Raw genomic sequence first — 22,385 nt, 5'->3', positions numbered from 1 at the left:
CGGCGTTAAGTCCGACAGGCGGCTACCGGCCGTCAGTCATGATCATTGCCCGGATAGATAGAGAGGAATCCCGATGGCCGACAAGAACATGAGCTTTCTGGTGGTGGACGACTTTCCGACCATGCGTCGGATCGTGCGAAGTCTGCTCAAGGAGCTTGGCTATACCAACGTGGAAGAGGCCGAAGATGGCCAGGAAGCGCTCAGCAAGCTGCGCTCCGGCGCCTTCGAGTTCGTGGTGTCCGACTGGAACATGCCCAATCTCGACGGTCTGGAGATGCTCAAGCAGATTCGCGCCGATGCCGCGCTCAAGGACCTGCCCGTGCTGATGGTCACCGCCGAGGCCAAGAAGGAGAACATCATCGCGGCAGCCCAGGCAGGTGCCAGCGGTTACGTGGTGAAGCCCTTCACCGCCGCCACGCTGGAAGAGAAACTCAACAAGATATTCGAGAAACTGGGCAAGTGATGCCGGCTGGCCTGTCCTGCTTGTGAAGGAGACAACAAGATGAGCGCAAACGAGTCGCCCGGTGCTGCCGGTGAGGACCTGGTCCAGCGGATTGGCCAGCTGACTCGCATGCTGCGGGAAAGCATGCGCGAGCTGGGGCTGGACAAGGAGATCGAAAAGGCGGCGGAAGCCATCCCCGATGCAAGGGACCGGCTCAATTACGTCGCTACCATGACCGAGCAAGCGGCCGAGCGTGCTCTGAATGCCATCGATCGTGCCCAGCCCCTGCAGGACTCGATCAGCAGCGGCGCCGAGTCGCTGGACAAGCGCTGGGCAGAGTGGTTCGCCGAGCCCAAGGAGCTCGACGAAGCGCGCGAGCTGGTCAAGGAAACGCGCTCCTATCTGGCCGAGGTGCCCGACAAGGCCCAGGCTACCCAGAAGGAGCTGCTCGAGATCATGATGGCCCAGGACTTCCAGGACCTGACCGGCCAGGTGATCAAGAAGATGATGGACGTGATCCGTGAGATCGAGCATCAACTGGTTCAGGTGCTGATCGACAACGTGCCCGAGGAGTTGGCCCGCGAGAGCATGCAGCGCAAGGCCAACGACCAGTGGGAGAACGATGCGCGGCGACGGGAAGAGGGGCTCAAGAACGGCCCGCAGATCAAGCCCGGCGCCGATGTGGTCACCAATCAGGATCAGGTGGACGATCTGCTCGATCAGCTCGGCTTCTGAGCGCCACTCAAGATTCTGCCAACGCCTTTCCAAAGTAGCTCGAAAGATTGCTCTACCTTCCCGGCGTCGAGGGTCGTGGCCGATAAAGCCACGATCATCGGCGCTTTTTGGCGTATCGCCATCCCCCCGTTGACGCCACAATGGCCACCGTGCGGAAAAGTGTGCGGGAGCCATGGCCGACCAGAGCAGCGATCAAGAGAAGACCGAAGAGCCTACGCCTCGACGCCTTGAAAAGTCGCGCGAGGAAGGGCAGGTCGCTCGCTCCCTGGAATTGACCACCTTCATGCTTCTGCTCGGTGGCGTTGTCGGGATGTGGTCGATGGGAGCCATGCTTTATGATCAGCTCGGTCTGGTGATGGAGCAGGCCTTTCTTTTCGAGAGGAAGCAGGCCTTCGAAACCGGCCCCATGCTGACCAGCTTCCTTGATCTTGGCACACGTACACTGCTGATCATGTTGCCGCTGTTTCTGCTGTTGACCGTGGTCGCCCTGGTGGCGCCGGCGCTCCTGGGCGGTTGGCTGATTTCCGCCAAGTCGCTCCAGCCGCAGATGTCGAAGCTCAATCCGTTCAAGGGTTTGAAGCGCATGTTCGGCACCCAGGCGCTGATCGAACTGTTCAAAGCGGTGGCTAAGTCGACCCTGGTAGGCGGTGTTGGCATGGCCTATCTCTATTTCAACCGCGGGGAATACCTGTCGTTGATGGACCAGCCGACCACTCAGGCGCTGGCCAGGGCGTTGATGATGGCGGCTCAGGCATGCGGGCTTATGGTGCTGACGCTGCTGGTGGTGATTCTGATCGACGTGCCCTACCAGCTGTGGAGCCATACCAAGAAGCTGCGCATGTCCAAGGATGAGGTGAAGCGTGAGCATAAAGAGTCGGAGGGGGATCCGCACGTCAAGGCGCGAATTCGTGCCCAGCAGCAGGCGATGGCGCGGGGCCGCATGATGAGCAAGGTACCGGAGGCCGACGTGATCATCACCAACCCCACCCACTATGCCGTGGCGCTGCAATATGACGAGATGCGCATGGGGGCTCCCCGCGTGGTAGCCAAGGGCGCCGACATGGTGGCGGCACGTATCCGCGAGCTGGGCGAGGAAGCCGGCGTTCCGCTGCTTCAGGCGCCACCGCTGGCCCGGGCGCTGTATCATCACGTCGATTTGGACCGCGAAATTCCGCTGGACCTGTATACCGCCGTGGCGGAAGTGCTGGCCTGGGCCTTCCGTCTCAAGCACGTTACCCAAGAGGGGGGAGAGGTGCCGCCTACACCCGAAGACTTGCCTATCCCAGAGAGCCTGGCCGTGCCGGCTGCCGATACGACCGATGGCACTGAGCAGGGGCCGTCCGTGCCCGATGGAGCGCGTCGATGAAATCCCTGAGCCATCTCATTGGGCGTCGCGACTGGATGGGCGACGTGCGCATGAAGCTGCTGGCCGGTCCGATCCTGATCATCATGATCCTCGGCATGATGATCGTGCCGCTGCCGCCTTTTGCACTCGACCTGCTGTTCACCTTCAACATTGCGCTGGCCGTGATGGTGCTGCTGGTCAGCATGTTCACCCAGAAGCCGCTGGATTTTGCCGCTTTCCCGGCGGTGCTGCTGTTTACCACGCTGCTGCGACTGTCGCTCAACGTGGCTTCGACCCGGGTCATCTTGATGGAAGGACACCAGGGTGGCGACTCCGCCGGCAAGGTGATCGAAGCCTTCGGGCAGTTCCTGATCGGCGGCAACTTCGCCGTGGGCCTGGTGGTGTTCCTGATCCTCGTCATCATCAACTTCATGGTCATCACCAAGGGCGCAGGGCGTATTGCCGAGGTCGGCGCACGTTTCATGCTCGATGCCATGCCTGGCAAGCAGATGGCCATCGATGCCGACCTCAACGCCGGCCTGATCGGCGAAGAGGACGCACGCAAGCGGCGTGCCGAAGTCGCCCAGGAGGCCGACTTCTACGGCTCCATGGACGGTGCCAGCAAGTTCGTGCGCGGTGACGCCATGGCCGGCCTGGTGATCATGGTGGTCAACGTCATCGGCGGGCTGCTGATCGGCATGCTGCAGCACGGTATGGGCTTCGGCGATGCCGCCAAGACCTACACCCTGATGACCATCGGTGACGGCCTGGTGGCCCAGATTCCCGCCTTGATCATCTCAACCGCTGCCGGCGTGACCGTATCGCGTGTCAATACCGAGCAGGATGTCGGTCAGCAGATGATCAGCCAGCTGTTCGTCAACCCTCAGGTCATGGTGCTGGCGGCGCTGGTCATGGGCCTGCTGGGGCTGGTGCCCGGCATGCCCAACCTGGTGTTCTTGATCTTTACCGGCCTGCTGGCCGGGCTGGCCTGGATGCTGACACGTCAGAAAGAGCAGCAACTGGTCGAGAAGGAGCTGAACACCGAGCCTCCACCCCCACCCGAGGCACCCGAGGCCAGCTGGGACGACGTACAACTGGTGGATACGCTGGGGCTGGAGGTCGGCCACCGCCTCATTCCGCTGGTGGATCAGCGCCAGGATGGCGAGTTGCTGGGCCGTATCAAGAGCGTGCGTAAGAAATTTGCTCAGGAGGTCGGGTTCCTGCCGGCTGTGGTGCACATTCGCGACAACCTGGAACTGGGTGCCAACACCTACGTGATCACCCTGAAGGGAGCCGAGATCGGCCGCGCCGAAGCCTTCCCGGGGCAGTGGCTCGCCATTGACCCCGGTCAGGTCACCGGCCAGCTCCAGGGCACGCCGACTGCCGACCCGGCCTTCGGCCTGCCGGCGATCTGGATCGACGCGGGTCAGCGCGAGCACGCCCAGGTGTATGGCTATACCGTGGTTGATGCCGGCACGGTGATCGCTACGCATCTCAACCACTTGCTGCATCGTCATGCGCCCGAGATGCTCGGCCGTCAGGAGGTTCAGAAGCTGCTCGACAAGCTGGGCGAGGAGCAGAAGTCGCTGGTCGAGGATGTCGTGCCCAAGGCCGTCAACCTGACGGCGCTGCAACGTATCCTGCAGAATCTGCTGGAAGAGGATGTCTCGATTCGCGACATGCGTACCATACTGGATACGCTGGCCGAGTATGCCCCGCACCAGCAGGACATCAACGAGCTGACGGCGCTGGTACGTATTGCCCTCGGGCGGACGATCACGCAGCAATGGTATCCAGGACGCGATACGCTGAATGTGATCGGCCTGGATGCCCAGCTCGAACAGGTATTGATGCAGGCGATGAACGGCAATGGAGCGCTCGAACCTGGGCTGGCGGAAACGCTGATGACTCAGGCCGAACAAGCCGTCGAGCGGCATGAGGCCAGCGGAGAGCCGCCGGTACTAGTGGTCCAGCACAGTCTGAGGCCGCTGGTGGCCAGGTTCCTGCGTCGGCGCATGCGCCACCTGGTGGTCATGTCGCAGGCGGAAATTCCCGATGATCGGACACTGCGCGTCACGACGCTGGTGGGAGGTCGATAATCAATGAGTGTGATGCGGTTCCTGGGAGCCAACAGTCGAGAAGCCATGCGCCAGGTGCGAGCGGCGCTTGGTGATGAAGCTCTGATTTTGGCCAACCGACATACCGAGCAGGGGGTCGAGATCCTGGCGATGGCGGAGTCGGCAGCACCGACTTCCAGCGAGGTGACTTCCCATAAGCAGCCCGAGCCCGAGGGTGCCGCGGACCGAGCGGTGCCGTCAAGCGCAGACCCGGCTCAGTCGCAGGTGCAGGCCTTCGAAGCCATGAGCGCCAGGCTGCTCGAGGAGATGCGTGACATGCGCGCCCTGCTGGCACGCGAGAGAAGCCGACCGGAGGCGGGCGGCGCAGCCGGCGAGCAGTTCGTGCGGGCAATGCTCGAAGCGGGCTTCAGCCCGGCGCTGGCCGAAGAGGTCGTGGCCTCGTTGCCGGAAGAGTTGGCTGAGGTCGAAGCGCTGGACGAGCGTGCCATGGCCTGGCTCGTGCGCCAGCTATCCAAGCGACTCGAAGGCCTGGACGACGAAGCCGCCTTCATGGACCGTGCCGGTATCGTGGCGCTGATCGGTCCTACCGGAGTAGGCAAGACCACCACCACGGCCAAGCTGACGGCACGCTACGTCATGCGCCACGGCACCCGGCCGGTGGCGCTGGTAACCACCGACAGCTTCCGTATCGGCGCTCATGAGCAACTGCGTATCTATTCGCGGCTGCTCGACGTTCCCATGTACGCTCTCAACGCCGACCAGCCGGTATCGGATCTGCTCGAGCGCATGAAAGGCAAGTCATGCGTCATCATCGATACGGTAGGCATGAGCCAGCGCGATCAACGCGTGATCGAACAGATCGGTCACCTGCGCGGCGGCGACACCTCGGTGCGTCTGGTGCTGCTGCTCAATTCTGCCAGTCAGCCGGAGACCCTGGAGGAGGTGGTGGTGCGCTATCGTCAGGCGGCCCAGGCAGCCGGCGGCGAGATTACCGACTGCATTATCACCAAGCTGGACGAGGCGGGCAGGTTGGCCCCTGTGCTGGACATCATCATGCGCCACGGGCTGCGGCTGCTGTTCGTCTCTCACGGCCAGCGGGTGCCGGAGGACATGGCCTTGGCCGAGCCCGTCTCGCTCATTGAACAGTGCCTGGCCAGTCGTGTGCCCCTGGCGCGCGCCATGTCCGCGCCGACGGCCTCAGAGACCACTTCGCGCGGCGCCGGCAATCTGCTGGGGCAGGGGCGCCGACTGGCTACGGTGCTGCAGGCGTTGCGCCAGCGCTTGCCGGCCTTCGACGAGCTGGAAGCCGTATGGAACTTGCTGGGTTTGCCGGCTTCCGTGCAGCAGCAGCGTCTCGATGCGCTGCTGGCGGATCATCCCCGGCCCGGCCAGGCCCACGGCATGCTTTGGAGCGAGCGGCGACGGGTTCCGGGCGAACACTGGGCGATGCCCGATGTGGCACTGAATGCAGAGGGAACCTGGCTGGCGCTGCCGCTGTTGCAGCATCGCCAGGTGGCGGGCCAACAGGCCCGTCTCGAAAGCGCGTCGCAGCACCACGCTGCCGGTGTGCATCTGATGAATGGACTACCCGATGCCGAGGCCGGCGACTGGCTGGAGCGTCAGGGGCTGTCCTGGTGCAGCCAGGTTCGGGGCAGCTTGCGGGTCGCCCATGCGGGCGAGCGTCACAGCTTGGCGGCGCTGGAGTCGATGGCCGAGGCCACCGGCCAGGCTAGCTGCCGCTTCCGCGGCGCTTCGGCACGCCTCATGCTTGCGACGCTGCCGGTAGAGGTGAGCTTCAAGGGCAGCCGCCGTGAACGGTCGGGCTTCGACGCGCAGGCCTGGTTTGGTGAGGTTCGCGATGCAGAGAGCGGCAAGGCCCTGGCCAGACGCTATTGGATCGTTCCCGCCGCGCTGAGCCACGATCCTCAGCCGCTGCTGCTCGCGCTGCTGCAAGCCGATGTGCTGCCGCAACTCGCTCGCCGCGCCTGGCAGCGCCTCGAGCAGGCTGAAGCTGGCGATCTGCGTGCCGATGTCCGCTTGCTCATGGCCAGCGGACTGGCCTCGGTGGCAGCCCACCTCGACCTTGCCGAAGACGAGGCCGCCATGGATCTCAGAGCCGAGCTGTTGAGCCTCGGCGGTGGGCGTCGCCGACGCCGAGACGTGGCGCTGCTCGAGTCTCTACTACAACTTTTCCTGGTGCGCGATGCCATTCGCCACCTTGGCCTCGGTGAACGGGAGACAGGCTAGATGGGATGGGACCAGGCCGCGGGGCTGCGCCAATGGGCAAACGATACGGCGAAGGACGAGTGCCCGACACACGTGGCCGAGATGCTGGTCGAGCTGGCCACGGGAAACAAGACGGAGAATGTCCGACCCAAGCAGGCCTGCGCTCAGCCTGCCGGCACCAAGGCGGCGGTGGAACGACCGAGGCCGCCGCGCAGTGAGGGGGAGCGGACGCTGATGGTGCTGGGCCTGCCGGGCACTGCCGAGCGACACACTGCACGAGTCACCGAGCTGCTTGAAAGCTGGGCGCAGGAAGGGCGGCGCTGGGTAGGCGATCCCGGCAGCTGGCGTATCGTGGCGCTACCGATCTCCAGCCCGCATCTGTCGCTGCTGGCAGCGCAGCAGTCGCAGTGGGCGCTGTGGATAGACGACGATCTGGAGGCGTTCCGCCGCGGTTATCGCATGCTCAAGCAGATCGCCGAGCAGGGTGGCCCGCGTCGCTTGATTGCCGTGCACCCGTCGGGCGTGGGGCGCCAGGGCCTGTTGAGCAATCTCCAGTACGTTGCGGAAGCGTATTTCGATATGGAACTGTTGGTATTGGCGCGATGAAACCGACCAGGTTGGGGCAACTCTGTTTGCTGACCCTTGGCGGACTGTGGGCGGGCCTGGCTCAGGCGGCCGGCAGTTGGGTAGCCACGGCGCCTGCCGTGCAGGTCGTCATGGCCGAGCGACCCGCCATGTCCGCTGCCTTGTTGCCGCCATCTCCCGAACTGGCACACGGGCAGGTGATGGGCCGCGTGGTCTGGCAGTTTCAGCCGCCAGCCGGCAGGGAGGTGAACGCCTGGCTCTGCCACCCGGGGGACTGCATTCGCCTACCTGGGCCGCGAGGGCAGACCGAGGCACTGGCCGGTGTGCCGGCGGATACGCCACTGAACTTTCAGTTTTCCCTACAGGAGCGTGGGCAGCGTGCCGCAACCCTGCAGGGGCTGCAAGTGATCGTGAATCACGACGACCTGCAGTGATTCTGACCCGTCGAGCGCCGATCGGCATCGCTCGAGGGAACCGTCAGCCGCGAGAGCAAGAGCATGTACACAGCACGAGGCAAGATCGAACAGGCAGACCTGCTGGAGGAGTACCTGCCGCTGGTGAGGCGCCAGGCGCTGTCGATGCAGGTTCGACTGCCGGCAAGTATCGAGCTCGATGATCTGATCCAGGCCGGCACCGTGGGGTTGCTCGAGGCGATGGGTCGCTTCGATGCCACTCAGGGGGCGAGTTTCGCTACCTTTGCCAGCCAGCGTATCCGTGGCGCCATGCTGGACGAGCTGCGCAGCCGCGACTGGCTGCCTCGCAGCGTGAGGCGTAATGCCCGGGCGGTCGATGAGGCCGTGCGCAGTCTGGAACAGAAGCTCGGCCGGGCGGCAGACGAGCTTGAAATAGCCGCCGAGCTCGACATGGAGCTCGAGGAGTATCGCCAGCTACTCAGTGATACCAACAGCGGCCATCTGCTGCCCTTCGAGGTGCTCGTCTCGGAAGGCGCCGAACCCGGCATCGAGGACGCTTCGCTCGATACGCCTTATCACATGCTCATCGACGAGGAGCGGCGTCGACAACTGGTCGATGGCATCGAGGCACTGCCCGAGCGTGAAAAGCTGCTGATGGCACTCTATTACCAGGAAGAGCTCAACCTGAAGGAGATCGGCGCTGTGCTCGGTGTCACCGAGTCGCGAGTGTGCCAGCTGCACAGCCAGGCGGTAAGCCGGTTGCGGGCACGCTTGGCGGACAGCGACGCCTAGGTTTTTCCAAAGGTTTTCCCAAAGCCAACGGCGCAGGAAGGCATCTCTCGCAAGCCTAGAGGTTGTCCATCAGCGCCTTGGTGCTGGTCAGGGCATTCATGTAGCACCCGTGCAGCCGGTCGGCGGGCACTTCTTCGAGGGCTTCCTCGACCTGGCGTTCGTGGTTCTCGCACAGCACCAGCACGGCGCCGAGAGGTCCGCTGCGATACTTCAATGCATTGATGATCGATTCACCCAGGGGCAGGTGGTCGAGCAAGGTATTGCGATCCTCTTCGAGCAGGGCATCCATCATCGAGAACAGTCCGGTGGTGAAGGCATCCTCGGGATCGAGAGCGGGGAAGGGGGCCGCCAGATAGCGGCACATGAAGGCGCGGATCAGCGCCATGCGCAGCACGATGCGGGACGAGGGCTGCAGGCTTGCCAGGGTCAGGGTCAGAATCAGCCGGCGCAGTTCGATCAACCCCAGGATCTGTACCGCGCGATGCAGATCGACCGCCTTGCCGCCACGGTTGAAATAGGAGGAGTTGGCGCGGCGCAGAATCGCCACATGCAGATGGGGCACCTGCACCACCAGCTCGTGCAGCCGGTTGAGGTCACTGCTGTCTTCCTCGTAGAGCGCGCGAATCAGGCGAATCTGGGCGGCACGGTTGCCGTGGCGTCCTCGGGACGGCGAGGCAATGAAGCTGGGGCGTGCCAGATAGTCGCCGTCGTAGTAATCGCAGCCCATCATCTGGTACCGCTCCAGGGCTGCGCGGCTGTCGAGATTTTCGACCAGCAGCTTGATATTGCGAGCCGGGAGCTTTTCCAGCGTCTTTTCATCCAGTTCGTTGGGTGAGGTCAGCTGTATGATGTCACAGTGGCCGAGCAGCGCCTCGGGATCCTGCTTGAACAATCGAGAAGGCACGATGACCCGGTAGCCTCGCTCGCGAATGTCGTCCAGACGCCCGAGCAGCTCGTTATCCAGCGTACGGGCCTCGGCAACGCCAAGCGCCAGCCGCGGTGCCGGGGTGGGCAGCAGTTCGGGGCGATCGAGCCATTCCAGGGGTAGGTCGACGAACAGCGTCCTGTCGCCCAACAGTCCGGCATCGCCAAGCTCGTAGACGGCGCTGGCCAGAGCCCGGGCGGTAGCGGACATGAGATCCTCGACCTCATCCTCGGCGTCGCTGCGCCGGGTGTAGACGAGACGATCCGCCACGTGATGGTGGCTGGCATCGTGAACCGGATGGAGAGCGATGGTGAAAGGCTCTGGACCCCTTTGCTCGGGCATGTGGCTTGGCTCCCTGCTGAGTGCTGCAACACCCAGGTATGTTCTCATGTTTCCAGATATGACGGCGGCTCCGGACCTGCTTTTCCTACGCTTGCTGCTTCTACAATGCCTGGCGCAGCGCCGCGAGGCCCGGTTCGAGATCCGGTGCGAGGCTCTCGAGGGCGGGGCGTGCATGAAAGAAGCCCTGCTGCTTCGGAATGCCGTGACGCCCCAGCCACAGTGCCTCGTCGCGGGTCTCCACGCCCTCGGCAATCAGGTCGATACCGAGCTCCCCGGCGAGGCTGACGAGGGCTCTGAGAATCGCCTGTCGGCGAACGTCGTCATCGCAACCCATCACCAGGGCGCGGTCTATCTTGAGCCGGTCCGGGTGCAGTATCGTCAACAGATCGAGATTGGCGAAGCCGTTGCCGAAGTCGTCCAGGGCAGTGGTGAATCCCATGCTGCGATAGGCTTCGATGATGTTGCGCAAGTGCTCCTGGTCCTGCACCTTTTCGCTTTCGGTAACCTCGAACACCAACCGCTCCGTCGGCCACCCTACCTGCTGGGAAATGGCCAGCGTCGCCTGAATGCACGCCTGGGGTTCGTAAACGGCATTGGGCAGAAAATTGATCGACAAGCTCTCGCGCATGCCGAGCCGGCTGGCAAGCTCGATGGCGCGGATGCGGCAGGCCTGATCGAAGCGGTAGAGCAGGCGGGGCGTCACCTTGGCCAGGATGCTGCCTGCAGATTCGCCGGCGGGCCCTCTCACCAAAGCCTCGTAGGTAATGATCCTGGCCGAGCCCAGATCGACGATCGGCTGGAAGGCCATGGTGAAGTCGAAAGGAAGTTCGCCTTCGCAGCGTTCGCAGTGTCCCTCCTTCTCGGCGCATCGATTCATGGCAACTCCTTCCCGGGCCTGTTCGGTATCGTCTGCGTGTTTGAGCAGTGCAGTGCACTCACCGTCTCGTCTAACCGTCAACGGTCAAGCCCACTTGTTCATCCTATCGGCGGTGCTGGTAAAAACTTTAGTCGCTCAGTGAAAATTGATCTGTATCAATTGTTCATGGGCAATCTCGGTATCGAATTAAAGCGCTCGCTATCGCTGCCGATAATTTTCGTTAGACTCGATGCCCGCGCATCTCAGGAGCCTGAATGAATCCCTCGACTATCATCGGCATGTTTGCCAGCGTCGTGCTGCTCGTCAGCGTCTTGTTCTTCACTGCCGAATCGCCCCAGAGCTTTCTCAATCTGCCGGGGCTGGCCATCGTGCTGGCGGGCACCATGGCGGCTACCTTCATCAGCTATCCGCTCAAGGAAGTCGTCAGGGTGGTGCGCCTGGTGGGGCTGGTGTTTCGGCGCGAGAATACCTACATAAGGGACGACATCAAGGAGCTGGTAGACATCTCGCGACTGTGGTTCAAGGGCGACGTCAGGGCCGTCGAGGCGGCACTGGAGAAGGCGCGCAACCCCTTCCTGCGTACCGGCATTCACTTGGTCATTGCCAACACCAAGGAAGAAGAGATCTTCGATCTGCTGCGCTGGCGCATTGCCCGCCTCAAGGCCCGCGAGCACGCCGAGGCGCAGATATTTCGCACCATGGCAACCTATGCGCCGGCATTCGGCATGATCGGCACCCTGGTTGGGTTGGTCAACATGCTCGAGGTGATGGAGTCCGGCGACCTGCACGTGATCGGGCCGCGTATGGCCGTGGCCTTGCTGACGACCTTCTACGGCATCCTGCTGGCCAACCTGGTGTTCAAGCCGATCGCCGTGAAGCTGGAGCGCCGCACCGAAGAGCGCCTGATCGCCATGAACATGGTACTCGAGGGCATTTCGCTCATCACCAAGCGGCGTCTGCCGTCGTTCATCGAGGAGACCCTCAACTCCTTTGTGGCCAACTATCACGACGAGATCCGCGATCCCAGCGTGGCCAAGCGCGACGTTATCGACGATCAGGTGCAGAATGCTCGATCGTAGCACCCGCAACGTGCTGCATCCCCCGCCCACCGGCGAAGGGGATGAAGAGAGCTGGCTGGTCAGCTACCTGGACGTATTGACGCTGCTGATCACTCTGTTCGTGCTGCTGCTCTCGCTGGCCGGGAACGGCCTGGCCGTGCAGGGCAGTCGTCATGGCGGCGAGGTGGCCACGGCGATCACGCCCCAGGCCGAGGCGGCGGCACGCATGGTGGCGGGAGCGGGGCTCAAGCCGCAGCATGAGGGGTTGCAGCCACGCTTGCCGAGCCTGAACATCGAAGGCGTCAGCGTCGCCGAAGGGCAGCGCGGCATTACCCTGCGTATCGATGACAACCTGCTGTTCAGCAGCGGCCAGGCCACCCTGACGGCACAGGGGCGCGAGGTCCTCAGCGGCTTGCGCGAAACGCTGGAAAGATTCGACGGGGACATCTCGGTCGAGGGACATACCGACGACATTCCCATCGCCACCGCCCAGTTTCCCTCCAACTGGGAGCTCTCTTCAGCACGTGCGATCGCCGTGCTGCGCTATCTCTCCGAGCTCGGGGTGCCCACCCAGCGGCTGAGAGCGGTGGGCTATGCCGACACACGCCCCATGGAGAGCAACGACTCCATCGAGGGGCGTGCCGCCAACCGGCGAGTCGAGCTGCTGTTGCATCAGGAACTGAGGGATAGCTAGGGGGCATCGAGCCCCCTCAGTGATCGACCCGACCCAGCAGCAGGAATTCGATCAGTGCCTTCTGGGCATGCAGGCGGTTGCCGGCTTCCTGCCAGACCACGGCGCGCGGATCGTCGAGCAGCGTCTCGCTGATCTCCTCACCGCGATGGGCCGGCAGACAGTGCAGGAAGAGCACATCCGGCTTGGCCAGGTCGAGCAGCGCCTCGCTGACCTGGAAGCCGGCGAAGTCGGCTTCACGCTTGGCCTGTTCCTCTTCCTGGCCCATCGAGGCCCACACGTCGGTGGTGACCAGGTCGGCACCGGCCACGGCTGCGGCAGGGTCGCGCAACAGAGTGACCCGGTCGCCGGCGGCAGCGAGAATGTCCTGGCGCGGCTCGTAGCCCTCGGGGCAGCATATCCGCAGCTGGAAGTCGAACTGCCGCGCGGCATTGATCCACGAGTGGCACATGTTGTTGCCGTCGCCGATCCATACCGCCGTGCGGCCGCGCACGCTGCCGCGTAGTTCGGTCCAGGTCATCACGTCGGCCAGCAGCTGGCAGGGGTGGTAATCGTCGGAGAGCGCATTGATCACCGGTACCGAGCTTGCCGCGGCATAGGTCTCGAGGCCGGCATGGGAGAAGGTGCGAATCATGACGATGTCGACCATCTCCGCGAGCACCCTGGCCGTGTCCTCGATCGGCTCGCCGCGACCGAGCTGAGTGTCGCGCGGCGAGAGGAACAGCGCGTGGCCACCGAAGTGCGCCATGGCGGTTTCGAACGAGACCCGGGTGCGCGTCGACGACTTCTCGAAAATCATCGCCAGCGTGCGATTGGTGAACGGCGCGTAGACAGGCCCTTGTGCGCGCAGGCGATTCTTGATCGTGATGGCGCGCTGGATCAGGTAGTGCAGCTCGTCGGGACTCAGGTCCAACAGGGTCAGGAAATGGCGTGTCGCCATGGCGATCTCTCCGCGCGAAAAAACCACCATCCTATCCAGCCTGCGGGGGATGCGCAATTCGCCCGTCGTCAGTAGAATGGAGCCATGAGCAAGAGGTTGAGTGCTGCACTCGGGTATTTCCCACCCAGCATTCTCGGCCACCATATCTTCCAACAGGGAGCGCACATGAGCACTACCATCGAGAACATTCAGCGCCAGATCAGCGAAAACCCCATCCTGATCTACATGAAGGGCACACCCCAGCTGCCGCAGTGCGGCTTTTCCGCCCAGACCGTGCAGGCTCTGATGTCCTGTGGCGAGCGCTTCGCTTTCGTCAACGTGCTGGACAACCCCGACATCCGCGCCGAACTGCCCAAGTATGCCAACTGGCCAACCTTCCCCCAGCTGTGGGTCGACGGCGAGCTGGTGGGCGGCTGCGACATCGTCACCGAGATGTATCAAAGCGGTGAGCTGGAAAAACTGATCAAGGACGCGGCGGCCCGGGCCAACGCCAACGAGGAAGGCGGCAACGCCTGATCCCGTTTCCCCGCAGGGTTCGACAAGGCCCACGAGCTTCGGCTCGTGGGCCTTGTCACTGTTGGGCCGGTACTTGCTCACTTACCTCGGGTTACCAAAACCCAGAACAGAGTCGATTGAAATCCTTCGGTCCCGCTACCACGCTGAACGGGACAAGGCCCGAAATGGATTCAGGCAGCAGGTGGCTTCGAACGCAAGGCGAATACCGCCGGGAACGTCGTTCGCCGCCTCCTGAAACGACAGGGAGGAAGCATGCAAACGCCTTTGGAAATCACCTACCAGCATGTCTCGCGCTCGGCGTGGATCGATGAGTACGTACGCTCCCGCGTGGCCAAGCTCGAGAATTTCAGCAAGGATATCGTCTCCTGCCGCGTCACCATCGAGCAGACCCAGAATCCCCACAAGACAGGCAACCCCTATCGAGCCCAGGTCGAAGTGACCTTACCGGCCAAGGGTGAACTCGTGGCCGAGAAGAGCGACAAGGTAACCGACCCCCAGGTCCAGCTTCGCACCATCATTCGCAGCGCCTTCGAAGCGATGGAGAAGCAGCTCAAGAAGCAGACCGCCAAGCGTGACGGCAGGGTCAAGCAGCACAACGACGAGCCATTGCCGCCGGTGGCGACGGTAGTGCGCATGTTCGAGAAGGATGGCTACGGCTTTCTCAAGAGCGTCAGCGGCCAGGAATATTACTTTCACCGCAATGCGGTGCTGCACGGCGACTTCGACCGCTTGACCGTGGGTACCCGGGTGCGTTTCGAGCCCAACGAAGGCGACGAAGGACTACAGGCCAGCTCCATACAGATCATCGACAAGCCCGGCGTGGGCGGCGCGGCGGATGGTGAGGACGGCCTCGACATGCCCGCCGGCTGGGAGCAGGAGCCCCGTCACTGAGAGCCTGTAGTACTGAGAGCCCTGGAGCAGAGCGTCAGAGTTCCTCGAGGCCCTGCTCACGCTGCGCCAGCGCCCAGCCGCCGAGGTCCTTGTAGCGGTTGACGATGGCGCAGAACAGCTCGGCGGTGCGCTCGGTGTCGTAGCGTGCCGAGTGCGCTTCCTGGTTGTCGAAGGGGATGCCCGCCGCACGACAGGCCCGAGCCAGTACCGTCTGGCCGTAGACCAGCCCCGAAAGGCTGGCGGTGTCGAAGCTGGAAAAGGGATGGAAGGGGTTGCGCTTGATGCCGCAGCGGTTGACAGCGGCATTGAGAAAGCCATGATCGAATGCGGCGTTGTGGCCCACCAGCACGGCGCGGGTGCAGCCGTGGGACTTGATCGCCTTGCGCACCGGGCGAAAGATCTCACCCAGGGCTTCGGCCTCGGAAAGCGCGACCTTCTGGCGCAGCGGGTCGTCGAGCTTGATCCCGGTGAAGTCGAGCGCCGACTGTTCCACGTTGGCGCCGGAGAAGGGCTGCACATGGTAGGCGTAGGTGGCGTCGGGCATCAGGTTGCCTTCCGGGTCCATCGTCAGCGTCACCGCGGCGATTTCGAGAATGGCGTCGCGTTCGGCGTTGAAACCGCCGGTTTCCAGATCGACCACCACCGGCAGGAAACTGCGAAACCGCTGGGCCATCAACTCGCGGGTGATCGCCTCGCTCATGCGCCTCTCCTCATCACTTCCCTCTCGCTGCCTGTCGCTGTCGTCGTATCGCCGTGGTACTGGCCAGCCATGGCCAGGCCGCTGCGTTTGGAGCAAAAGTCTATCAGCTTGGCTGCGATACGTCCTGTCGCCGGTATTCGCCAGCCGGCAGCCACGCTATACTGCTCGCTCTGTGACGTTTACCTGAGAGGAGCCCCCGAATGTCCGATGTCAAGAAGGTCGTGCTTGCCTATTCCGGCGGCCTGGACACGTCCGTCATCGTCAAGTGGTTGCAGGAAACCTACAACTGCGAAGTCGTGACCTTTACCGCCGACATCGGTCAGGGTGAGGAAGTCGAGCCGGCGCGCACCAAGGCCCAGGCGCTGGGTGTGAAGGAGATCTACATCGAGGACCTGCGCGAAGAGTTCGTGCGTGACTACGTCTACCCGATGTTCCGTGCCAACACGATTTACGAAGGCGAGTACCTGCTGGGTACCTCCATCGCGCGTCCGCTGATCGCCAAGCGCCTGATCGAGATCGCCAACGAGACCGGTGCCGATGCCATCTCCCACGGTGCCACCGGCAAGGGCAACGACCAGGTGCGCTTCGAGATGGGCGCCTACGCGCTCAAGCCCGGCGTCAAGGTGATCGCGCCGTGGCGCGAGTGGGACCTCACTTCCCGCGAGAAGCTGATGGCCTACTGCGAGCAGCACGACATTCCCGTCGACTTCTCCAAGAGCAAGAAGAAGTCGCCGTACTCCATGGACGCCAACCTGCTGCATATCTCCTACGAGGGCGGCATCCTCGAGGATCCGTGGGCCGAGGCCGAGGAGGACATGTGGCGCTGGAGCGTGTCGCCCGAGGCCGCGCCGGATGAGCCCACCTACGTCGAGCTCACCTACGACAAGGGTGACGTCGTCGCCATCGACGGCAAGCCGATGAAGCCCCACGAAGTACTCGAGAGGCTCAACAAGCTGGGCGGCGACAACGGTATCGGCCGTCTCGACATCGTCGAGAACCGCTACGTCGGCATGAAGTCCCGCGGCTGCTACGAGACCCCGGGCGGCACCATCATGCTGCGCGCCCACCGCGCCATCGAATCGATCACCCTCGACCGCGAGGAAGCTCACCTCAAGGATGAGCTGATGCCCAAGTACGCCAAGGTGATCTACAACGGCTACTGGTGGAGCCCGGAGCGCCGCATGCTGCAGGCCGCCATCGACGAGACCCAGAAGAACGTCTGCGGAGTGGTACGCATGAAGCTCTACAAGGGCAACGCCACCGTGGTCGGCCGCAAGTCCGAACAGTCGCTGTTCGACGAGTCCATCGCCACCTTCGAGGACGATGCCGGCGCCTACAATCAGAAGGATGCCGAAGGCTTCATCAAGCTCAACGCGCTGCGTCTGCGCATTGCGGCCGGTAAGGGCCGCCAACAGAGCTGATCGGCTGTCGATTCGCTACGAAACGCGCCGGCCAATGGCCGGCGCTCTCGTTTGAAAAGTACGTGAGGGTGATAACAATGCTGAAGAAACTCTTGGGTGGGCTGTTCGGCAGCGGTGAGGCCAAATCGGGCACGGCCAGGGCTGCCGAGCCAGTGGAGTACAACGGCTACCAGATCGTCTCGGAGCCGGTCGAGCAGGGCGGCCAGTACCGCGTCAGCGGCTGGATTCGCAAGCCCGGTGCCGACGGCGAGCTGCTTGAGCATCGCTTCGAGCGCTCCGACCTGGTACCGGGTCGCGAGGCCTGCGACCAGCTGATGGTGAGCAAGGCGCAGCGCTACATCGATCAGGTCGGCGACGGCATGTTCGAGCCGCGCTGAGCGCCGGTCGTAGCGGAGGATTCGCGCCGCTTCCTCATCCCTTGGCCCAAGTGCCGGACCTGGCGCGTGTCGATACACTACTCCTAACGCATATTAGCGATGGGAGACGGTATGCAACTACTCCACCGGGCCTCGCCCTGGCGTGAGCTCTTCGCCGACGATACGCCACCGGCGCCGGCAACCTTGCTGGCGCCACTGTGCGAAGCGCTGGACGAACTTGGGCCGAGCACCGATCTTCCTGCCGCCCATGCCTGGCAGCCGCGGCTGGTCGAGGCGCTCGAGCGGCTCGACCTGCCGGCCTGGCGCATCAGTCAGTTGATCAGCGATCACAACGAAATGCTTTACCGGCGGGCCATTCTACTCTCGCTCAACGAGATGCAGGGGCAGGGCTGGGGCAAGCCACCGGTGGCGTTCTGCGTACTGACGCTGGGTTCCGCCGGGCGTCATGAAAGCCTGCTGGGGCCCGATCAGGACAACGCCATGATCGTGGCCGACTATCCCGACTCCCGACATACCGAGATCGACGGCTTCTTCCAGGCGCTGGGCGAACGTTTCACCGCACGCCTCGACGAGGCGGGCATACCGCTGTGCAATGGCCATGTGATGGCACGCTGGCCGATGTGGCGCAAGCGCCTCTCCGAGTGGTGTGAGCAGCTGACCCTGTGGACCCAGGACCGGCGGGTCAAGCGCGTACAGCAGAGCAACATCCTGCTCGACTTTCATCCCGCCTTCGGCGATGCCGATTTGGCCTCGGCGCTGGCCGAGCATGTTCGGCTCGTCATGCCCGGGGCCGGCCTGTTCCTCGACGAGATGGCGAATCTGCTCGATGAACTGCCGGTGGCGCTGGATCGCTTCGGGCGGCTGGCTGGGGACGGGGACGGAGCTCCCCACGAGAATGCACTGAATCTCAAGCGTCAGGGGCTGTTGCCGCTGGTCAATGCCGTACGCCTGTTGTCGTTGCGCCATGGCGTAAGCGTGCCCGATACGCGCCTGCGGCTGCCGGCCCTGGTATTGAAAGGGGCGCTCACGGCACAGCAGGCCCGAGCGGGCACAGCGGCGTTGGACCGCCTGCAGGAGCTGTTGCTGCAAGCGCAGCTGGCGAGCCTGAAGGCGGGTGGGGCGCCGGATGGTTGGGTCGACGCGACCCGGCTGGAAGAGGACCAGCGGCTGCTGCTGCGTCACGACATGCAGGTCATCCGCCGCTTGGTGCGAACGGCACAGAGTGGCCGCAGATAGCCGCTTGGGCCTAGGTGACGTATTGCGGGCTCACTTGGCTGCAAGAATTGTGGAAAGCATTTCGAAAGCAGTGTCATGGGCCCGGCAATATAGTGCAAGCAATTGATCTCTTTCACCGGAGTGCCCGAATTCACGCATGGCAAAGTGGCGCTCCGTCGCTTCGATACGCTGCAAGACACTCCCATAGTCTCCCTTGCGATGCAGAATGGCCTCGGTCGTTGTGGTATCCAGGTCGAGGCACTCGAGAAACTCTTGCCGGGAAACGCCCAGCAACAGCTCTGCCGTGGATACCAGGCCGATGAAATAGGCATCCTGTTCGTTTAGCGCATGCTGCCTCGCCAGCATTTCGCACGCCTTCGCCCGCGTCAGCGCCAGCTCGGCATGTTCCGATTTGGCGTCACCCAGCAATCCGAACAAGGCGACCCAACTGGCCAGTTGGCACAAGCCCAGATGGGTTACGACGCCTCTCAACGAAGTAATGGGGGCGAGAGGATGATAAAAGGCACTGTTTGCCACTCGGGTCAGTTTGAGAGCCAGCTCCGGGTCGGCCTCTATCAGCGCAATGATCTCCTCGGTGTTGGGCTCGGGCTGATAGAGAGCACGAAGCAAGGCCGTTGCGTGAAGCGTGGCGGTTGGAATCTTCTTGCCGTATACAGGGCTGGGTCTTGCATAGTAATACCCTTGGAAGAGATCGAAACCCAACTGCAAGTAGATGTCCCGCTCTTCCAGGGTCTCGATGCGTTCTGCCACCCATTTGAGATTCAGATGGGAAAGTCTCTCCTTGTGTCGCTTTGCTTCTGCTGGCTCTACGGACGAGATGTCGACCTTGACATAGGAGGCCATGGGAATCAGCGGCTCCCAACTGGGCTCGAAGGCAAAATCGTCCAGCGCGAACCGATACCCTCTGGCATGGAGACGCCGCACGGTTTCGATCATCTCGTTGGTGGGTACCATTCGCTCCACGAGTTCGATCACGACATGCTCGGGAGATACCGGCAGGAAATGTGGCGACAACAGGATATCGGTGGATACATTGACGAAGGCAGGCACTTTGACTGCCTGGACTCTCTGTGTGACGGCGGTGCTGAGCTGATACACCACTTCGGCTGTCGCAACGGCCTCGCCGACTTCTTCCGCACTAAGGCCGGACTCGTTGCGATATAACAACTCGACGGCATGAATCGTGTCGTGCTTGTCGAAAATTGGCTGTGAGGCTAGCAGAAGGCTATCTGCGTTACCGATTTCCTGTGTCATTCCTTTCACTCTCGGCTGTTGCTCCTTCGCTCTAGATCGGCCGAAAGTGTTATTTCTTTAACATGGGTTAATGCGCCTCTGTATAGTGCCGAGCCATGTAACGCCGGTCGCCTGCGGCCCGAAGAGCGGGCCGCAGGTGTCCAAAGCGGTGACTACTTGCCGTGAAACAGGCGTTAGAAGGTTTCCCACTCCTCTTCGGCTTTCTTCTTACGCTTCCGGGGCTGTGGCTTCGGATCCACCGGTCGCGACGTGACGGATGGGGTTGCCGGAAGCGCGCGCTGCGGTTGGGCCCTAGGCGTCGAAACGCTGTTGGCAGGCGCATCGCCCAAAACGAAAGTGGACATCAGCTCGTCGAGCAGACGTGCATTCTCGTGCATGGTGGCTGCCAGGCTGGCGCTCTGATTGACCATGGCGGCGTTCTGCTGCGTCATGGTGTCCATCTCGGCCACTGCCGTATTGACCTGCTCGATGCCCGCGGTCTGCTCCCGTGCGCCGGCAGTGATCTCGCTGATCACATCCGACACCTGAACCACGCTTTGACGCAGTTCCATCATCCGCTCGACGACCGCCTGCACGATCTCGCTACCCTCCTGAGTGTGCTTGACCGAGGTATCGATCAATCCGCGAATGTCCTTTGCCGCATCGGACGAGCGGCTGGCCAGGTTGCGCACCTCCTGCGCCACCACCGCGAAACCGCGCCCGTGCTCGCCGGCACGAGCCGCCTCCACCGAGGCGTTGAGGGCCAGAATGTTGGTCTGGAAGGCGATGGAGTCGATCAGGCCGATGATGTTGCTGATCTTGTTGGCCGATTCATCGATGGCTGCCATCTTGCTGCGCATTTGGGTCATGGCCTCGTTGCCTCGTTCGGCCACGCTCGCCGCATTCACGGCCAGACCATTGGCTTGCTCGGAAGCCTGAGCCGTGTGCGACACGGTGGAGTGAATCTCCTCCATGGAGGCAGAAGTCTCCTGCAGGTTGGCTGCTGCCTGCTCGGTTCGCGATGAGAGTTCCTGAGTGCCATCGGCGATGTCGCCTGCGCCGGCCAGCACCGTACGGGCATTCTCGCGTACCTGAAGCAGCGTCTTCTGCATACGCTCGACGAAGGCGTTGAACTGGAGGGCGAGTTGGCCCACCTCGTCCTGGCTGTCCACCTGCAGGCGCTGAGTCAAATCGCCCTTGCCCTGGGCGATGTCGGCCATGGCAAGCGTGGTACGGCGGATGGGAGAGAGTACCTTGCGTGCCGAGATTGCCACGATGGTCAACAGCAGCGCCAGCGTGGCAACGCCGGCGAGCAGCAGCGAGAAGAGCAGATTGCTGCTGACACGGGTGAAAACGGTATTGGGAATGGCGGCAGCCAGTACCCAGCCATCGGTTCCGTCTATGGGGTGCCATACCATGGTCACGGCTCCACCGACGGGAGAGATGACCCGACCGATGCCGGGCTCGCCCGCCATCATCAGCCGACCCAACGCATTGGCTCCCGTGAATCCGGCCTGGTCGGCTTCGGTGACCCGTAGCTCCATACGAACCTCAGGGTCCGGGTGGGCAACCACCACGCCGGTGCGGTCGACCATGTAGCCGTAGCTGCCTTCGCCAGCATCGATGGCCGAGGTGATATCGGAAACCGCCGCCATGGAGAGTGTGATGCCCAGCAGCCCGATGCGATTGCCGCGGTCATCGAAGATCGTTTCGGCGACGATGGCCGTCGGCTTACCGCTGACCAACGATAGCACCGGGTTGCCGAGCAGTCGGTCAGCCGTACCGTCGACGACCAGCTCCTTGAAGTAGCCGCGCCCGGAGATGTCTGCCCGGGCGCCGGTATGGGTAATGGTGTCGCCAGTGGCATCGGCAAAGTAGAACGACTCGATGGTGGCATCGCCCGGGTGGCGGGACTTCAGCCATTCGAGATGCGACTCGACGTCGACGGATGCGGCCAGGCGTTCGTCCTTGGCCAGCCCGCTCAGCAGGGTGCGGTAGCCGGCGATCCAGCGTCCGATCTCGTCGGCGCGGGCTTCCACCTGGCGCATGCTGGTGTTTTCCACCATGGGGGGAATGGCGGCGTTGAGTTGGGTATGCACGATGACGCCAAGGGCCAGGAATGCCGCCAGCAGTGGCAGGCCGATGGCACCGAGCAGTTTTTGCGTAAGGGTCAAGCGGGACAATGCTCTCATTTAGGGCTCTCTTGCAGGCTCTTTTCTTTGGTCGTCGGGTCCCGTTCCGCCGGCGCAGCGATTGCGGTCGTGGCGCATGGCCGCCTTTCACTCGGGGATGAGTGAGGTGCGCGAAGTGGTTTCTAGCTGTTGTTTTTATGGAAACGCGAGGAACGGTCTGTGGAGAGATGGCCGGAGCCACTCTACACGGACGCTATCGGCAAAAACCTAAGGGACTTTAGGAGTCTGTAAGAAAACTGCCATTGAAGTCCTAGATTCATAGAATAACCGCAGCACTTTGGACCACCCGGTAGAAGCAGGAGGGCCAGCGCCGGTACCCTCCCTGCTTTACCGACCAAAGTGAAGCAGAGCATGGGATACCGACAGCTGA

General features: G+C 62.9%; 21 protein-coding genes. 15 read left to right on the top strand and 6 right to left on the bottom strand.

Annotated features, from left to right (window positions below; all coding sequences use genetic code 11):
* Window positions 1-73 precede the first annotated feature (73 nt).
* From cheY to HOP58_RS20195, 8 genes are all read left to right on the top strand, one after another.
* Window positions 74-463: a chemotaxis response regulator CheY gene (gene cheY, locus HOP58_RS20230; RefSeq protein WP_234261357.1), complete on the top strand. Its 390-nt coding sequence runs from the start codon at window positions 74-76 to the stop codon at window positions 461-463.
* A gap of 39 nt (window positions 464-502) precedes the next feature.
* A complete protein-coding gene (cheZ, locus tag HOP58_RS20225) occupies window positions 503-1,177 on the top strand; it encodes a protein phosphatase CheZ (RefSeq protein WP_191223756.1) in 675 nt (224 codons plus the stop codon).
* A 172-nt stretch (window positions 1,178-1,349) separates the two neighbouring features.
* The gene (gene flhB, locus HOP58_RS20220) at window positions 1,350-2,543 is read left to right on the top strand and encodes a flagellar biosynthesis protein FlhB (protein WP_234240868.1); all 1,194 of its coding nucleotides are present in this window, start codon (window positions 1,350-1,352) and stop codon (window positions 2,541-2,543) included.
* Entirely contained in the window at window positions 2,540-4,621 is a 2,082-nt protein-coding gene (flhA, locus tag HOP58_RS20215; RefSeq protein ID WP_234261356.1) for a flagellar biosynthesis protein FlhA, read from the top strand. Before flhB ends, flhA begins: the two co-directional genes overlap by 4 nt.
* 3 nt (window positions 4,622-4,624) lie before the next feature.
* Window positions 4,625-6,847 carry a flagellar biosynthesis protein FlhF gene (gene flhF, locus HOP58_RS20210; RefSeq protein ID WP_346657488.1) on the top strand — a complete coding sequence of 741 codons (2,223 nt, stop codon included), beginning with the start codon at window positions 4,625-4,627 and terminating at the stop codon, window positions 6,845-6,847.
* Window positions 6,848-7,432 carry a hypothetical protein gene (locus HOP58_RS20205; protein WP_234261354.1) on the top strand — a complete coding sequence of 195 codons (585 nt, stop codon included), beginning with the start codon at window positions 6,848-6,850 and terminating at the stop codon, window positions 7,430-7,432.
* The gene (locus HOP58_RS20200; RefSeq protein ID WP_234261353.1) at window positions 7,429-7,845 is read left to right on the top strand and encodes a flagellar protein FlhE; all 417 of its coding nucleotides are present in this window, start codon (window positions 7,429-7,431) and stop codon (window positions 7,843-7,845) included. Before HOP58_RS20205 ends, HOP58_RS20200 begins: the two co-directional genes overlap by 4 nt.
* Window positions 7,846-7,908: 63 nt before the next feature.
* Window positions 7,909-8,616, top strand: a complete 708-nt coding sequence (locus HOP58_RS20195; RefSeq protein ID WP_191223760.1) for an RNA polymerase sigma factor FliA — start codon at window positions 7,909-7,911, stop codon at window positions 8,614-8,616.
* Between the two features lie 55 nt (window positions 8,617-8,671).
* On the opposite strand, the gene HOP58_RS20190 is transcribed toward HOP58_RS20195, so the two are convergent.
* Window positions 8,672-9,883 carry an HDOD domain-containing protein gene (locus HOP58_RS20190; RefSeq protein ID WP_191223761.1) on the bottom strand — a complete coding sequence of 404 codons (1,212 nt, stop codon included), beginning with the start codon at window positions 9,881-9,883 and terminating at the stop codon, window positions 8,672-8,674.
* A gap of 100 nt (window positions 9,884-9,983) precedes the next feature.
* Entirely contained in the window at window positions 9,984-10,760 is a 777-nt protein-coding gene (locus tag HOP58_RS20185) for an EAL domain-containing protein (protein ID WP_234261352.1), read from the bottom strand.
* A gap of 254 nt (window positions 10,761-11,014) precedes the next feature.
* Here HOP58_RS20185 and HOP58_RS20180 point away from each other — a divergent pair, with 254 nt between their 5' ends.
* Entirely contained in the window at window positions 11,015-11,839 is an 825-nt protein-coding gene (locus HOP58_RS20180) for a MotA/TolQ/ExbB proton channel family protein (RefSeq protein ID WP_234261351.1), read from the top strand.
* Window positions 11,826-12,512, top strand: coding sequence for an OmpA family protein (locus HOP58_RS20175; RefSeq protein ID WP_234261350.1), 687 nt, complete (start codon window positions 11,826-11,828; stop codon window positions 12,510-12,512). Before HOP58_RS20180 ends, HOP58_RS20175 begins: the two co-directional genes overlap by 14 nt.
* A 16-nt stretch (window positions 12,513-12,528) precedes the next feature.
* Here HOP58_RS20175 and argF read toward each other — a convergent pair whose 3' ends face one another.
* The gene (gene argF / locus HOP58_RS20170; RefSeq protein ID WP_086510014.1) at window positions 12,529-13,449 is read right to left on the bottom strand and encodes an ornithine carbamoyltransferase; all 921 of its coding nucleotides are present in this window, start codon (window positions 13,447-13,449) and stop codon (window positions 12,529-12,531) included.
* 165 nt (window positions 13,450-13,614) lie between these two features.
* Between argF and HOP58_RS20165 the strand changes: the two genes are divergently transcribed.
* Together HOP58_RS20165 and HOP58_RS20160 are read left to right on the top strand one after the other, a co-directional pair.
* Complete coding sequence (locus HOP58_RS20165; protein ID WP_010628868.1) at window positions 13,615-13,965, top strand: Grx4 family monothiol glutaredoxin; 351 nt, start codon at window positions 13,615-13,617, stop codon at window positions 13,963-13,965.
* A 252-nt stretch (window positions 13,966-14,217) separates the two neighbouring features.
* Entirely contained in the window at window positions 14,218-14,856 is a 639-nt protein-coding gene (locus HOP58_RS20160) for an HPF/RaiA family ribosome-associated protein (RefSeq protein WP_234261349.1), read from the top strand.
* Window positions 14,857-14,890: 34 nt separating this feature from the next.
* Here HOP58_RS20160 and rnt read toward each other — a convergent pair whose 3' ends face one another.
* Complete coding sequence (gene rnt / locus HOP58_RS20155) at window positions 14,891-15,556, bottom strand: ribonuclease T (RefSeq protein ID WP_010628866.1); 666 nt, start codon at window positions 15,554-15,556, stop codon at window positions 14,891-14,893.
* Window positions 15,557-15,756: 200 nt separating this feature from the next.
* Here rnt and HOP58_RS20150 point away from each other — a divergent pair, with 200 nt between their 5' ends.
* The 3 genes from HOP58_RS20150 to HOP58_RS20140 all read left to right on the top strand — a co-directional run bounded on the left by HOP58_RS20150 (window position 15,757) and on the right by HOP58_RS20140 (window position 18,590).
* Complete coding sequence (locus HOP58_RS20150; protein WP_234261348.1) at window positions 15,757-16,977, top strand: argininosuccinate synthase; 1,221 nt, start codon at window positions 15,757-15,759, stop codon at window positions 16,975-16,977.
* A gap of 77 nt (window positions 16,978-17,054) precedes the next feature.
* Window positions 17,055-17,354: an HlyU family transcriptional regulator gene (locus HOP58_RS20145; protein ID WP_103969878.1), complete on the top strand. Its 300-nt coding sequence runs from the start codon at window positions 17,055-17,057 to the stop codon at window positions 17,352-17,354.
* Between the two features lie 111 nt (window positions 17,355-17,465).
* Window positions 17,466-18,590 carry a DUF294 nucleotidyltransferase-like domain-containing protein gene (locus HOP58_RS20140; RefSeq protein ID WP_234240864.1) on the top strand — a complete coding sequence of 375 codons (1,125 nt, stop codon included), beginning with the start codon at window positions 17,466-17,468 and terminating at the stop codon, window positions 18,588-18,590.
* 30 nt (window positions 18,591-18,620) lie between these two features.
* Here the strand turns inward: HOP58_RS20140 and HOP58_RS20135 are convergent, their stop codons facing one another.
* Window positions 18,621-19,844 carry an HDOD domain-containing protein gene (locus tag HOP58_RS20135; RefSeq protein ID WP_234261347.1) on the bottom strand — a complete coding sequence of 408 codons (1,224 nt, stop codon included), beginning with the start codon at window positions 19,842-19,844 and terminating at the stop codon, window positions 18,621-18,623.
* Window positions 19,845-20,017: 173 nt separating this feature from the next.
* A complete protein-coding gene (locus tag HOP58_RS20130) occupies window positions 20,018-22,015 on the bottom strand; it encodes a methyl-accepting chemotaxis protein (RefSeq protein ID WP_086510017.1) in 1,998 nt (665 codons plus the stop codon).
* Between the last annotated feature and the right edge of the window lie 370 nt (window positions 22,016-22,385).

Source organism: Halomonas sp. MCCC 1A11062 (assembly GCF_021404355.1).
In the GTDB taxonomy this organism is placed as follows: Bacteria; Pseudomonadota; Gammaproteobacteria; order Pseudomonadales; family Halomonadaceae; genus Halomonas; species Halomonas aerodenitrificans.
This window is presented reverse-complemented; position numbering and strand designations above follow the sequence as displayed.

Excerpts from the sequence above, each read along its gene's own strand:
- cheY (WP_234261357.1), top strand. The coding sequence starts at position 74 with ATGGCCGACAAGAACATGAGCTTTCTGGTGGTGGACGACTTTCCGACC.
- cheZ (WP_191223756.1), top strand. The coding sequence starts at position 503 with ATGAGCGCAAACGAGTCGCCCGGTGCTGCCGGTGAGGACCTGGTCCAG.
- flhB (WP_234240868.1), top strand. The coding sequence starts at position 1,350 with ATGGCCGACCAGAGCAGCGATCAAGAGAAGACCGAAGAGCCTACGCCT.
- flhA (WP_234261356.1), top strand. The coding sequence starts at position 2,540 with ATGAAATCCCTGAGCCATCTCATTGGGCGTCGCGACTGGATGGGCGAC.
- flhF (WP_346657488.1), top strand. The coding sequence starts at position 4,625 with ATGAGTGTGATGCGGTTCCTGGGAGCCAACAGTCGAGAAGCCATGCGC.
- HOP58_RS20205 (WP_234261354.1), top strand. The coding sequence starts at position 6,848 with ATGGGATGGGACCAGGCCGCGGGGCTGCGCCAATGGGCAAACGATACG.
- HOP58_RS20200 (WP_234261353.1), top strand. The coding sequence starts at position 7,429 with ATGAAACCGACCAGGTTGGGGCAACTCTGTTTGCTGACCCTTGGCGGA.
- HOP58_RS20195 (WP_191223760.1), top strand. The coding sequence starts at position 7,909 with ATGTACACAGCACGAGGCAAGATCGAACAGGCAGACCTGCTGGAGGAG.
- HOP58_RS20190 (WP_191223761.1), bottom strand. The coding sequence starts at position 9,883 with ATGCCCGAGCAAAGGGGTCCAGAGCCTTTCACCATCGCTCTCCATCCG.
- HOP58_RS20185 (WP_234261352.1), bottom strand. The coding sequence starts at position 10,760 with ATGAATCGATGCGCCGAGAAGGAGGGACACTGCGAACGCTGCGAAGGC.
- HOP58_RS20180 (WP_234261351.1), top strand. The coding sequence starts at position 11,015 with ATGAATCCCTCGACTATCATCGGCATGTTTGCCAGCGTCGTGCTGCTC.
- HOP58_RS20175 (WP_234261350.1), top strand. The coding sequence starts at position 11,826 with ATGCTCGATCGTAGCACCCGCAACGTGCTGCATCCCCCGCCCACCGGC.
- argF (WP_086510014.1), bottom strand. The coding sequence starts at position 13,449 with ATGGCGACACGCCATTTCCTGACCCTGTTGGACCTGAGTCCCGACGAG.
- HOP58_RS20165 (WP_010628868.1), top strand. The coding sequence starts at position 13,615 with ATGAGCACTACCATCGAGAACATTCAGCGCCAGATCAGCGAAAACCCC.
- HOP58_RS20160 (WP_234261349.1), top strand. The coding sequence starts at position 14,218 with ATGCAAACGCCTTTGGAAATCACCTACCAGCATGTCTCGCGCTCGGCG.
- rnt (WP_010628866.1), bottom strand. The coding sequence starts at position 15,556 with ATGAGCGAGGCGATCACCCGCGAGTTGATGGCCCAGCGGTTTCGCAGT.
- HOP58_RS20150 (WP_234261348.1), top strand. The coding sequence starts at position 15,757 with ATGTCCGATGTCAAGAAGGTCGTGCTTGCCTATTCCGGCGGCCTGGAC.
- HOP58_RS20145 (WP_103969878.1), top strand. The coding sequence starts at position 17,055 with ATGCTGAAGAAACTCTTGGGTGGGCTGTTCGGCAGCGGTGAGGCCAAA.
- HOP58_RS20140 (WP_234240864.1), top strand. The coding sequence starts at position 17,466 with ATGCAACTACTCCACCGGGCCTCGCCCTGGCGTGAGCTCTTCGCCGAC.
- HOP58_RS20135 (WP_234261347.1), bottom strand. The coding sequence starts at position 19,844 with ATGACACAGGAAATCGGTAACGCAGATAGCCTTCTGCTAGCCTCACAG.
- HOP58_RS20130 (WP_086510017.1), bottom strand. The coding sequence starts at position 22,015 with ATGAGAGCATTGTCCCGCTTGACCCTTACGCAAAAACTGCTCGGTGCC.